General features: G+C 39.3%; 10 protein-coding genes. 8 read left to right on the top strand and 2 right to left on the bottom strand.

Translation table 11 applies throughout. The features are described 5' to 3' along the window. Positions 1-161 precede the first annotated feature (161 nt). From BV375_RS19715 to BV375_RS19730, 4 genes are all read left to right on the top strand, one after another. A complete protein-coding gene (locus tag BV375_RS19715) occupies positions 162-518 on the top strand; it encodes a Spx/MgsR family RNA polymerase-binding regulatory protein (RefSeq protein ID WP_086763418.1) in 357 nt (118 codons plus the stop codon). A gap of 384 nt (positions 519-902) precedes the next feature. Continuing rightward, complete coding sequence (locus BV375_RS19720) at positions 903-2,423, top strand: GUN4 domain-containing protein (protein WP_086763420.1); 1,521 nt, start codon at positions 903-905, stop codon at positions 2,421-2,423. Between the two features lie 180 nt (positions 2,424-2,603). Further along, positions 2,604-4,076 (top strand): TldD/PmbA family protein, encoded by a 1,473-nt coding sequence (locus BV375_RS19725; protein ID WP_086763421.1) that lies wholly within the window; start codon positions 2,604-2,606, stop codon positions 4,074-4,076. A gap of 232 nt (positions 4,077-4,308) precedes the next feature. Next, positions 4,309-5,649, top strand: coding sequence for a TldD/PmbA family protein (locus tag BV375_RS19730; protein WP_086763423.1), 1,341 nt, complete (start codon positions 4,309-4,311; stop codon positions 5,647-5,649). 174 nt (positions 5,650-5,823) lie between these two features. Here the strand turns inward: BV375_RS19730 and BV375_RS19735 are convergent, their stop codons facing one another. Both BV375_RS19735 and BV375_RS19740 read right to left on the bottom strand, forming a co-directional pair. Further along, positions 5,824-6,267, bottom strand: a complete 444-nt coding sequence (locus tag BV375_RS19735) for a pentapeptide repeat-containing protein (protein WP_086763425.1) — start codon at positions 6,265-6,267, stop codon at positions 5,824-5,826. 458 nt (positions 6,268-6,725) lie between these two features. Next, on the bottom strand, positions 6,726-7,229 hold the full coding sequence (locus tag BV375_RS19740; protein ID WP_086763427.1) for a hypothetical protein: 504 nt from the start codon (positions 7,227-7,229) through the stop codon (positions 6,726-6,728). A gap of 576 nt (positions 7,230-7,805) precedes the next feature. On the opposite strand from BV375_RS19740, the gene BV375_RS19745 reads away from it, so the two are divergent. From BV375_RS19745 to BV375_RS19760, 4 genes are all read left to right on the top strand, one after another. Then, positions 7,806-7,988, top strand: coding sequence for a hypothetical protein (locus BV375_RS19745; protein WP_086763528.1), 183 nt, complete (start codon positions 7,806-7,808; stop codon positions 7,986-7,988). Between the two features lie 66 nt (positions 7,989-8,054). Then, positions 8,055-8,840, top strand: coding sequence for a haloacid dehalogenase (locus tag BV375_RS19750; RefSeq protein ID WP_086763429.1), 786 nt, complete (start codon positions 8,055-8,057; stop codon positions 8,838-8,840). Positions 8,841-9,290: 450 nt separating this feature from the next. Further along, on the top strand, positions 9,291-10,466 hold the full coding sequence (locus BV375_RS19755) for a DNA double-strand break repair nuclease NurA (protein WP_086763431.1): 1,176 nt from the start codon (positions 9,291-9,293) through the stop codon (positions 10,464-10,466). 470 nt (positions 10,467-10,936) lie between these two features. Continuing rightward, complete coding sequence (locus BV375_RS19760; protein WP_086763433.1) at positions 10,937-13,678, top strand: PAS domain S-box protein; 2,742 nt, start codon at positions 10,937-10,939, stop codon at positions 13,676-13,678. Positions 13,679-13,702 lie beyond the last annotated feature (24 nt).

Consider the following 13,702-nt stretch of genomic DNA (forward strand, 5'->3'; position numbering starts at 1 on the left):
AGGGGGGAAAGAGGAAACTATAGTACCCAACGTATTAAATTTAACTGCAATTGCTTTGTTTAACTTTTCGTTACATATTTAGGAATTTTCCTGCCCACTTACTTATAGTCTCCTTTCCTATTAATAAAAGACACCTTCATCCGCTATTAATCAACTTTTTTATGCCCATTCAAATTTATGGAATTCCAAACTGCGGAACTTGTAAGAAAACTTTTAAATGGCTTCAAGAAAATAACATTGACTACGAGTTTATCAATACCAAAGAAACTCCCCCAAAGCGTGAGATGATTCAAAACTGGGTGGAGGTTTTGGGTTCTGCTGCTATGCGAAATACCTCTGGTCAATCCTACCGTGCTTTAGGTGATGAAAAGAAGACTTGGAACGATCAACAGTGGATTGACGCATTCACTAATGACGCAATGCTTCTGAAGCGACCCCTGTTTGTCAAGGATGCAAAGGCAGTGCTAGTAGGCTTCAAAGACAAAGAGGAACTAATTCGAGAAAAATTAGGGCTATAAGAAGCTGATACACATTTGACTTACATATTGTTGATTTTGGAGGAAAAGCGTTAATCGTTATCTTCTGCAACTTTCACCAGCCTCAACAGCTCAATTGACCTAACTGAACAGTATTGCGGGTCTTTGTATTACCGTGTCTTCATTATGGCTATTTTTAGTCCGGAAACATCTGACTAACAGCCGTAGAAGGAGTTGTTTGTATCGATATATGTAGCACGAAATACAAAGTGTTCCTATTCTCAGCCCTAAGATTTATGGAACCTAGATCGTGAATCTAGGATTTTTAATAACTGGCAGGGGTTGAACCACTTTCAGGAAAATTCCCGAAAGTACTGGGTTAGGAGCAATCAAACTCTACTTGCAGTGGCAACAATCTAAAGTGAGATGGTGAAAAACTGGGCGTTGGTTATCGGTATTAATCATTACGACTTCTTGCAACCGCTCAAGTATGCGAAGCGGGATGCAGAGTTGATGCAGAATTTGCTCCGCAATGAAGCAGGTTTCGAGCGGGTTTTCTTATTTTCGGATGACTCACCCAGTATTGGTGGTGAACTGACTCGTCCTTACCGCGCTAATTTATTACGATTCTTACAGCAGTTATTTGAACATCCTTTTCTAGAACCAGAAGATAACTTCTGGTTTTTCTTTAGCGGTCACGGGATAATACATGTTCATCAAGATTACCTCATGCCTGCTGATGGTAATCCAAATGACATCGAAAACACAGGAATTTCCCTGCAATATCTGACTGAATGCCTTCGCGGTTGTGGCGCTGAGAATATTGTGATGATGTTAGATGCTTCTCGCCATCAGCACAACCAGCTTGGTGAAAAAATTGGGCACCAAACACAACAGTTGGCAAGCCAAATCGGAGTCATCAGTATTTTGTCTTGTAGTCCTCATGAATTCTCTTCTGAAATCGATGCGTTGCAACAAGGTGTCTTTACCCATGCAATCTTAGAAGGTTTAGGGATTCAGGGACAATGCGCCACTGTGAAACGGTTGCACCAATATCTCAGTTTCCGTGTGCCAGAACTTTTGGGACACTACAATTATCCTCTGCAAACACCTTATATAAGTGCAGAGCCAGTTGCTAAGTCGCACCGAGTTATTATACAGAAGTACGCCAATTTACATGAGATTGCCAATGACCACATAAATTCCTTACCAGCAGAAGTTAATCATAGTAAGGAATTGGCAGAATTAGAGCAGCTATGGATACGAACAATTACAGCAGCTTCTAGTTCAGATACGAATGCAGTCAAGGACATCCATAGAATTGCTCAATATGTAGGAGGAGGTGAAAATTTTGCCCCAAAACCTGCTGTTTATGTTTCTCCTATAAATGCAATTGCACAACCTCAACATAAATCAACAGCAAAAATCCCAGAACCAGTTATTGATTACCTGAGTTCGGAACGGGGAGTAGACTATCAGCGATTATCCGAATTACTAGCAGCTGGTGATTGGAAAGCCGCAGAGCGGGAAACTCTCACCCTCATGCTGAAGGTGGCGAGGCGAGAAAAAGTAGGCTGGCTAGATATGGAAGCGATTAACAAATTTCCCTGTAGCGACTTTTGCACCATTGACCAACTTTGGGTCAAATATAGCAAAGGTCGTTTTGGTTTTAGCGTGCAAAAGCGCATTTGGGAAAGCATTGGTGGTCAACCTGATGCTGATTATGAAACATGGAGCAAATTTGGCGATCGCATCGGCTGGCGCATAAATAATCATTGGCTGTTCTACTCCGACCTGAATTTTACAGACAATGCACCTGCTGGCCATTTTCCGGCAGCTGCGTCTGTCGATCTCCTAAGCGTTCACCAAGGTTGGGTAGTGGGTTTATTTGGTTGTCTGGTGGGATTTTCGGGTCTCACCTCGCGATTAGCAATATGTAACCTATGAAGCAAATTAGCGATCGCACATCGGATCTAATTACGGTTTGCGATCGCCCAAGTTTAAGGGTAAAGGGTGAGGAAACCTCTACAGCCTAACTGGCGACTGCGGCTTTCACTGATTTGTTAGACTGAACACACTAGGAATTTTCGGTCAAATCTCTGAATACGCCGGCAGACGAGGCTATCCATGCTTACAAGTACGCTACTTCTCTCGAACCAACTCCCCAATCTCCAATACTCTTCCACATCGGAACGATTCGATGACACATGGGAAGCCCCATTGGCTACCCTTTTGGGATTAGGACGCGCCGCTGGTGCTGACTTTATCGAATTTTACTTAGAGCGTCGCAACTACATTAGTTGCCTTGCTGAAGATGACGCTATTACCAGTATTTCACCAAGTCTCGCTACAGGTGCGGGAGTTCGAGTATTTCGTGGCAAAGCTGATTGCTACGTCAGCACCAATAATCTTTCGTTTTCCGGTTTGAAAGCAGCCTTAGAAAAAGGGCTTTCTATCCTGGGATTGCAATTACCCGCACCCAACGCTTTTATCCCAGAAATCAATTTAGAATTACTCAGAGACTACGCCACAAAAAGAGGTAAAGATGGGTGGTTACCTCTGTGTAGCTCAATCCGCGAAATGGGAGAAGTTCTACTTGATGGTACTGCTCAACTAAAGAGAAAAGCTAACCATGTACAATCCCGCCGCGCTACTTATTTCCGCGATTGGCAAGAAGTATTAGTTGCAGCCAGTGATGGTACTTTTGCCCGTGATATTCGCCTCACCCAATCTGTAGGATTTAACCTTCTGTGTGCAGATGGAGCCAATCGCGCCTCCATTGGTGAACGTGCTGGTAATACCAGTGATGCTAACTTCCTGAGAACTTGGGATTACCAACAAGCCGCCGAGCAAATATCCGAATCTGCTGGTAAGATGCTCTACGCTGATTATGTAGAATCAGGCACTTACCCAATTATTATGGCCAATCACTTTGGCGGGGTAATCTTCCATGAAGCTTGCGGCCACTTATTAGAAACTACTCAAATTGAACGTAATACTTCTCCCTTTGCTGATAAAAAAGGTGAGAAAATTGCCCACGAAAGTCTCACAGCTTGGGATGAAGGGCGAGCCGAAAATGCCTTCGGAACAATTGACATGGATGACGAAGGTATGCCTGCTCAAAGAACTCTATTAATTGAAAAGGGCGTTCTTAAGAACTTCTTAGCAGACAGAACTGGTTCTTGGCGTACTGGACAACCCAGAACTGGAAGCGGACGCCGCCAAAATTATACCTTTGCCGCTGCTAGCCGGATGCGCAATACTTATATTGCTACTGGCGAATACAATTTTGATGATTTATTTGCCTCAATTGATAAAGGCATTTACTGCAAAAAAATGGGTGGTGGTAGCGTAGGTGCTACAGGTCAATTTAACTTTGGCGTTGATGAAGCTTATTTGATTGAAAATGGCAAAATCACCAAACCTTTAAAAGGAGCGATTCTAATTGGTGAAGCTAAGGAAATTATGAATAAAATTTCCATGTGTTCCCAAGACTTAGAACTTGCGCCTGGGTTCTGTGGTTCTGTTAGTGGCAGTATCTACACTACAGTAGGACAACCCCATATTAAGGTTGATTCTATTACTGTAGGCGGACGCTAATATTTACTACCTTATCGCTACAAGATTACTTTTTTATTTCTTTCTTAGTGGCCTTTGCGTCCTTTGTGGTTCGTTAAAGAATCTTTAAGTAGTCTTGCATGAGATAGCAGTAATTCGCATTTATTAGAACCACAGATGAACACAGATAAACACAGATGAAGATATTATCTATCTGCGTTCATCTGCGTTTATCGGCGGTTAGAAATCCAAAATCTAAAATTGACTATTGACTATGCCAACTATCAATGAGATTGCAAATTATGCCAAGGAAAATGCAGAAAAACTTGGCATTAAGAAATTTGACATTTATGGCTCGACTGTAGATGAAACTAGTGTACAAGTAGATCAAGGTGAGCCAAAACAAGTTAAAGCCTCTAATCGCTCTGGCGTTACTGTTCGTGTTTGGAATGAAGACAATACAATGGGTGTCACCAGCACTACAGATGTAGATCCTAAAGGATTAGAATTAGCTTTAAAAACTGCTTACGAAGCTAGTTTCTTTGGTGTTAAAGAAAATGTCCCTGATTTTAGTCCAGAAGCTACTGTTCCTATCGCCAATACACCTCACGATAAAGCACCCCAAGCACCTGTTGCTGAACTAATAGAAAAATTAGTGGTAGCTGAAAAAGAATTATTGTCAGCGCACCCAGCAATTAAAGGAGTGCCTTATAACGGCTTGGCGCAAAGAGATATTGACCGATTCTATCTCAATAGTGAGGGCGCGACCAGAACTGAATCTCACTCTTTAGCATCGGTATATCTTTACAGCAAAACAGAAGAAGAAGGGAAAAAACCACGCAGTGCTGGTGCTTTTAGAATCAACCGTGGTGTAAATAATTTAGACATTGATGGTTGTATTCAAGAAACTGCTGAGAAAACTATCAGTCACCTGAACTATGAAAAAGTCAAGTCTGGTAAATATTTAGTTGTTTTCTCTCCAGAAGCTTTCTTAAGTTTGTTGGGCGCTTTTTCTAACTTATACAATGCCCAAAGTATTTTGGACAATCAAAGCTTATCTACTCCTGATGACTTAGGTAAGCAAATTGCTTCCCCTCTACTTTCGGTAGTTGATGATGCACTACATCCAGCTAACGTAGGTGCAGAAAGTTTTGATGGTGAAGGAACTCCTACGCGTCAAGTTTCTCTAATTGAAAAGGGCGTTTTAACAGGCTTTCTGCACAGTGCGGGTACTGCTAAAAGAATGAATGCCCAGCCGACAGGTAATGCCAGTATTGGCGCAAAAGTTAGCGTTAGCCCTAACTTTTTTCATGTATTTAGAGCCGCAGAGCCAGAGCAAGAATTAAGCTTGGAAACTGCGGAAAATGTGATTTTAATTGATGATTTACAAGCTCTCCATGCAGGAGTTAAATCTTTACAAGGCTCGTTCTCTCTACCCTTTGATGGTTGGCTAATCAACAAAGGTGTGAAGACAAGTATTGAGTCAGCCACCGTTGCTGGCGATTTCTTGGAACTTCTAAAGTCGATTATTTGTGTAGAAAAAGAGGTTGAGTTAACACCAGGGGGAGTTTGTCCCCGAATTTGGGTTAATGAACTCTCTATTACCGGAGAGTAAAACTTAAACTTATGAGTTAGAAATTAGAGTTTTTTTTAGTAAACTTCTAATTTCTAACTTTTGACTAAGTACAGCTTTGCGTAAAATAATGGCGAATTGAGGGTTGAAATTTAAACGCAAAGGTGCGCAGAGGGACGCGAAGAATTCGCCAACGAGAAAGGACAGACCTACTTCTCATTCGCCGCCGCCGATACCAAGATTGATATCAAATCCATCAGCACCTGTAATATTAGTCCCAATCATGACAGCACCATCTACTTGAGCGTTATGTAAATGAGCTTCGGTTAAGTTGGCATTAGTTAAGTTAGCGTTATTGAAGGTAGTACCACTAGCGAAGACTTTTGTTAAATTAGCAGCCTCCAGATTAGCGCCTTCTAAATCAGCACCTTCTAAATTAGCACCTCTTAAATTAGCACCTCTTAAATTGGCATTTCTTAAATCCGCACCAATTAAGTGAGCACCGCTAAGATTTACACCTCTTAAATCACATCCAGAACATACTCCGGTTTCTAGAAGACGTTTGACTTGGGCTTGGTTTTGAGATGCTTGAGTGGGAATTGGAGCAGCTAGAGATAGGGTGCTGATTAAAGCTACTGCGGTCAACAATACCTGTCTCATAATTTTTTCCTCCCATGATTATCCAGAAGCTAATCAATCATTGGAACAGTGGTAGACCTAGTTAACTACTTCTAAGCTTTTGGCAAATGACTTTAGTTAGTCTACGCAAATGTAAGGTTTGATTGGTAGCATAATTAACTTACCACAATTTTATTGTCTCACATTCTGGATTTATTTCTTCATGCAATGGGAGTAATTTATTACTTAATTTATATTTAAGTGTTAATACTTGAGTTAGAGTCGAAAAACCATACTTTTGATATTTTACAAGTATTTGGGGTTAGGATTAGAAATTGCTGTCTATGTATTTACTCTGAGTAAAAAACAAAATATACACTTTACTTTAAAAGTATTTTATAGAGTTGGTATGTAATACAGAATGCTATTGCTAATAAAGCAGCAATGTAGGAATCGCTCAGTTTTGCCAGGACTAGCGATCGCTGCGATTTATAATTTGTCTATTGATTGTACAGACCATAAGATGACTTGACTTCCCATTCCTTCCCAGTTCTTTCCAGATAGAGTAGGCTACCATACTGAGGTGGCCCCGCTGGACAATGGGCCATTATCTGAACCAGTGCTTGGGAAAAGTCCTGCGAAAATCCTGGTCGAGTTAACCAATAAAAAATTGACCACCTCTGGCTGTGTTCATCATAAAGTTGGTCAAACTTTGCTTGGGAAATCAGCGTGACTTGAGGATTTGCAATCAATGGAGTTAATAAGCAGGATTGATTGTTACTCAATACCCAATTGTCATAAGTCTGTTTTTGGACGTTGTAGGAACCGTCAAAAAACGATCTACAGACTGAGAGTTTTGCAAAACTAATCTTGTCCCAGGAAATTACTTCCCCCATACCAGTTGGAGAAAAAATTTTACTAGAGCTTTCGATTAGATATTCTCCCTGTATCAGACAATCTTTAATTACAGCAGAGAAAACCTGTGATTCATGTTGCGATCGCATATTCTCATTTTTGAACTAAAATCTGCATACCAGATTTATAAACTATGCAAATATATATGACAATTAATGATTAGAAATGCTGTAATATGCTGCCAATGATATAAAAATGTCCCGTTACCCACCCTTCTCATTTTGAAGGCTTAAACCAAGTATTCATACGGAAAAATTTCAGTAACATCCGTATGTATTTTAGTAACTTATATAACTTTATTTTTGTGTCTTGGATTCTTTTATTATTGTCCGGATAATTTGTGTTGGCATTATTATCTATTTCTAGACATATTAGATTCACTTCTCATCCGAAAAAACTGATGTGAGCCAAGTAAACTAAACAACACTCAGTATAACTAAAAAATAGTTTAAATAGTTATAAACTATACCATTACACTTATTTCAAAACATCTATTTTTTTGATGAGAGGAAACTTGTAAATATCTCTTATTCCTTGCAGTCAAAGCGTTTGGGAGTTTACATTTTGGATAATTTGATGTTGAGCAGAATACTTTTCCAGCAACCTTTAGCACAGATAATCTAACATGGTACTAGACACCACAATCATTAATGGTAGAGGTATCGATGGACGCTTTAGTGGAAACCTTAGACACAAAATTGCGTCAGTGGCAGCCTGATGTTGCTGAACAGGTACGGCAATATGTAGCAGCAATCATTGAAATGGCAGACCAAGATGCGCTAGATATTCTTAGTTCAAAGGATGTTGAACAAGAAACTTTGGACTTTTCAGATAAATCTGAAAACTAGCGCTGATATAGAAAAATATTTGTAGGATCGGATAAGCTAGCCAAAGCAGTTTTCATCCTCAAAACCATGACCGCAAGTAGTCCCACAATTTTAGCCCTAGACTTTGATGGAGTGATTTGCGATGGATTAATTGAATATTTTGAGGTAGCATGGCGCACCTATTGTCAACTTTGGTCGCCTGCTAACAATACCCCAGCCAATGATTTAGCTTCGAGATTTTATCGGCTGCGACCTGTTATTGAAACAGGTTGGGAAATGCCTGTTTTAATCAAAGCTTTAGTAGACGGAACTTCTGACGAAAAGATTCTTCATGAATGGGTAACTATTGCCCCACAAATTTTGTTAGACCAAAAGCTACAAGCACGAGAAATTGCTGCAAAACTTGATAATTTACGAGATAAATGGATTGCTACAGATTTAGATGGGTGGCTAAGTCTGCATAGATTTTATCCAGGTGTGATAGACAAAATCAAAGCAACTTTTGCTAGTACAGCGAATTTATACATCGTTACCACTAAAGAAGGGCGTTTTGTTCAGCAACTATTGCAACAACAAGGAGTAGATTTACCATCAAAAGCAATTTTTGGGAAAGAAGAAAAGCGTCCTAAATATGAAATTCTGCGAGAATTAATCCAGACAGCAGATCAAAAACCAGTTAGTCTCTGGTTTGTAGAAGACAGACTCAAAACATTGCAGTTAGTTCAACAGCAACCAGACTTTACAAATGTGAAACTCTTCTTGGCAGACTGGGGCTATAATACCCAGCACGATCGGGAAACTGCCCAAAATGACCAGCAAATTCAGCTATTATCACTTTCTCAGTTTGCTCAAGATTTCTCTGCTTGGTATTAAAAAGCGATTTGGAAAGTCAACAGTTAGTTTGGGCTAACACCTTGGATATAATTAGCTGAAACCCTTGTTTTGCAAGGGTTTTTCTGAATATTATTAATATAATTTTGATGCTACAGATACATCCTTTGGAATTTTATTCAAATGTTTTATAATGACGCGTAGGCGTAGCCCGTTGTAGGCATCGCTAACCCCAGAATTATGTTTTCCTACCCTGATTTTGGGAAAATTTTAAGCACTATTACTTATTAATCAATTGTTACTCACTTTAACTGAAAATTGGTGAGACTGATTCCACAAAGCCTTGCTTATGCTTTCTGCAATAATTGTTTACCAGTCCTTAGTTCCTTAAACTTGAAAATATGCATAATTTTATCACCCGCAACTTAAGTTATTAGTAAGCTGGTCTTTTTGAAATTTACAATTTTCGCTTAAGATGATATTTAAAATCCTATGCTTGACTTAACAAAACTAGCGCGGCAAATGCAAGGTTTAAGCCAGCATCTTACCTTAGAAGCCAGTGCAAGCCGCCAGCGTTTAGAATTAGCGCAACAACATCTTAAAAAAGCTTACGAATCTCAAAAAGATTTAATCGACCGTCAAGAGAAATGGCGCGATCGCATTCTCTTTGCTAATGCTACCCCGATTGAACCACTCCAAACCTGCATTGATATCCCAGTTCCCCCGAAAATTCATACTGTAATTGCAACTGATGGTTCCCAAATTGCGCCTAACCACCACGAAATTGCTTACTGCTATCTGCTAAATATTGGCAGAGTTGTTTTGCACTACGGACAAAACCTCCATCCACTGCTAGATAGTTTGCCAGAGGTATTTTACCGCCCAGAAGATTTATATATGTCTCGGCAGTGGGGAATTAGAACCGAGGAATGGATGGGTTATCGCCGCACCGCTAGTGAAGCCACAGTGTTGGCAGAATTGGCTTGTACTGTGAAAACAGAAGCGCCAACTCTAGCAATGGTAGATGGTTCCTTAATTTACTGGTTTTTGGAACAGTTACCCATTGATGCCCGCGATCGCATCTTACCACCCATCCTCGAAGCTTGGCAGCAGATGCGTGATGCTCAAATTCCTCTGATGGGTTATCTTAGCGCCTCTCGCAACGTTGAAGGCATGAACTTTTTACGCTTGTTAGCTTGTCCCCATGCAGTACCAGACTGTATAAGTTATTGCCCCAATCAATTAGAAAAGATACCTTGTAAAATCTTTGAACCTTTGCGTGATACTTCTCTATGGGCAACTCAACTCAAACCAGGACAGCGGGGCCCATTGTGGCGGAGTAATGCCCGGATTTTAGATTTGTATGAAGGCCAAACTATCTACTTTTGCTACATCCATGTAGGCACTGAAATTGCTCGGATAGAAGTCCCGCAATGGGTAGCAGAAAATACATCTATGTTTGACCAAGCCTTAGGACTGATGCTAGCACAGGTGCAAAAAGGATATGGTTATCCGGTAGCGATCGCAGAAGCGCATAATCAGGCTGTAGTACGCGGCGGCGATAAAGCACGCTTTTTTGCTCTCTTAGAAAAGCAAATGATTAGAGCAGGCTTGAAAAATGTCGGCACTTCTTACAAAGAAGCGAGAAAGCGAGGAAGTATAGCATAATTACCGACAACTCAATATTTATTAATGAAAAATTTACGGTTTTTCCACATTAGTGCTGATTAAATTAATACAAACTCAGCTAGTAGTGGCTTTGATGAATTGCTAGTTTGATTTAGTTAAATCTTTAAAATCAAAAATTTTGAGTTGGACTGCATAACACCACATTCAAGCTAAGTTGCGTAACACTTCTTATCTTAAATACCCAAATTCAACGTTTGCTTGAAGGTTTTTTAGGGAAATATATATTTATATAGAAGATTAGGTGCATAGCAAGCTAGTCCATTGGGTAGGACATAAGCTGATTTTTAACTACAACATCAAATTTATTGCGTACTTGGTAGCATAAAAAAGTTTTTCGGCAAATAGACAAATATCTCATAAATAAAGCTGGTGCAGGAATAGATAACCTATTACCTGTTCACCTCTCGATATTGACAAAATTCAAAATATAAATCCTGGACAATTTTAATATGATAAAAGAATTGGAAAAACAACACTCTCGATTTTTTTCACTTTCTTTAGATTTACTTTGTATTGCTGGCTTTGATGGTTATTTTAAGCATTTAAACCCAGCTTGGGAAAAAACTCTAGGCTGGTCAAATAAAAAGTTATTAAGCCAAGCATTTCTTGAATTTGTTCACCCAGAAGACCGCGAAAATACTATTATAGCAGCTCAAAAAATTGCTACTTCTGGAGATGCAATTTACTTTGAAAATCGCTATGCTTGTGCCGATGGCTCTTATAAATGGTTGTCATGGAATGCAACTTCTTTCGGTGAAGAAAATTTGATTTATGCAGTAGCTCGTGACATTACCATTTATAAAGAAAATGAAATAGCATTACGGAAATCTATTCAAGAATTAGAAACTTTAAAGTTTGCGTTAAATGCTCATTCTTTGGTAGCGATCACTGACAAAAAAGGAATTATAACCTATGCAAATGATAAATTTTGTGAAATCTCTAAGTACTCTAGAGAAGAACTATTAGGACAAGATCATCGTATTATCAATTCTGGGTATCAGACTAAAGAATTTTTTGCTCAATTGTGGAGGACTATTGCTCAAGGAAAAATCTGGAGGGGAGAAATTAAAAACAAAGCCAAAGACGGCTCTTTTTATTGGGTAGACACTCTGATAGTACCAACATTGTCACCAGAAGGTAAACCAGAGCAATATGTAGCGATTCGTACAGATATTACCCAGCGAAAGCTTTCGGAGTTAGCTATTTTAGAGCGATCGCGTCTATCTCTCTTAAGCGCAGAAGTTAGTCTAGCCTTAGCTCAAAGCGGTACCCTTACAGAAATTATTCAACATTGTACAAATACAATATCGCAATATATTGATATTGCCTTTGTAGGTATATGGACTTGTGATAAACAAGCAACAAACCTGCAATTTCAAGCTGGGGTGAATTGTACGGATACTACCTGTAATACCTTAAGTACGATTCAAGATTTTCCTAATCAAATGGTAGTAGTCAATGGCGTTATTGACACAATCGCTAAAAACAATCAAGCTATTTTTAACCAAGAGATTAAAACTAAATATCAGCAAAACTTCTTTGATAATACATTTCCAATATTATATTTTTCTGCCTATCCTTTGATAGTAGAACAAGAATTGATTGGGATAATGGCTTTGTTTTGCAAGCAAGTTTTGACCGAAACTACTCATAATCTTTTAAATTGGATTGCTAATAATATTGCTGTGGCTATTGACAGAATATGGGCCAGAGAACAACTACTCAGCCGTCGAGAAGCCTTACTGCTGCGTTTAGCTAGCCAAATCCGCAGTTCTCTTGAACTCGATACTATCCTGGAAACTGCGGTCAATGAAATCCGTAGCTTATTGCAAATTGATCGTTGCTACTTTCTGCGTTACCAGCCATATTCTTCTCAACCTAGCTTGACTATTACCCATGAAGCGCGTCACTCTGACATACCTAGTATGTTAGGCATCATACCGCTACAAAAATGCAGGTTTATGGCAGAAACACTGCTTAATCAAGAACTATTTTGTATCCACAATATTCATAGTGATTTTCATCTCGATCAAAATATCCAAGAACTCTTAACTGAGTTTGGCATTACTTCTCAACTGCTGCTACCGGTTAAAAGTCATTCTGGGGAATTAGGCGCAATTGTTTGTAGCCATTGTAGTGGTGAACGGGTTTGGAGTAACAGTGAAATTGGATTGCTGCAAGCTGTTACAGATCAACTAGCAATTGCCATAGACCATGCACAACTTTATACCCAAAGTCGATCTGCTACCTTAGAAGCTCAAACTCATGCAGAAAAACTCACTGAAGCATTGCACAAATTACAAGAAACCCAAGCTCAACTAATTCAGCAAGAAAAGATGTCTAGTTTAGGGCAGTTAGTGGCTGGTGTTGCTCATGAAATTAATAATCCAATTAATTTTATTCATGGCAATCTATCCCCTGCTGACGAATATGTTCAAGAATTGTTAGAGCTATTAAAACTGTATCAAGAGCATTATCCTCATCCCGATTTAGAAATTCAGGATTTCTCGGAAGCAATTGACTTGGAATTTATTGCTGGTGACCTAACAAAACTTCTATCTTCTATGAAAATTGGTACTAATCGTATCCGTGAGATTGTTTTGAGTTTACGCAATTTCTCACGCCTAGATGAAGCAGATATGAAAGAAGTTGATATTCATGAAGGTATTGACAGTACGCTACTCATTTTACAGAATCGCTTGAAAGCTAAGCCAGAGTTTGTAGGAATTGAAATTATCAAAGAGTATGGTAATTTACCTTTAGTAGAGTGCTATCCAGGACAGATAAATCAGGTATTTATGAATATTATTAATAATGCCATTGATGCCCTAGACAATTACAATACTCAGCATAATCAGCAAGATAATTTCAGAAATACCAGCCAGATTATAATTCGTACCGAACTTGCCAACCATAATCGCGTAATAGTAAGAATTGCTGATAATGGACCAGGTATAACGCAAGAGGTAATAGGAAAGCTATTTGACCCATTTTTTACAACTAAGCCTGTAGGTAAGGGAACAGGCCTAGGTTTATCGATTAGTTACCAAATTGTTGTGGAGAAACATTGTGGAGTTCTCAGATGTGAGTCAGAACTAGGGAAAGGTACAGAATTTTGGATTGAAATTCCTTTGCAACAGAAGGAAAACCAGGTTTTATCTCCAACTAAATCAGCCATGCAGATAGCTTGAAGCTGATACGAAGAGTCGGTGAAA

Origin of the sequence: Nostoc sp. 106C, from assembly GCF_002154725.1 — a bacterium.
In the GTDB taxonomy this organism is placed as follows: Bacteria; Cyanobacteriota; Cyanobacteriia; order Cyanobacteriales; family Nostocaceae; genus Aulosira.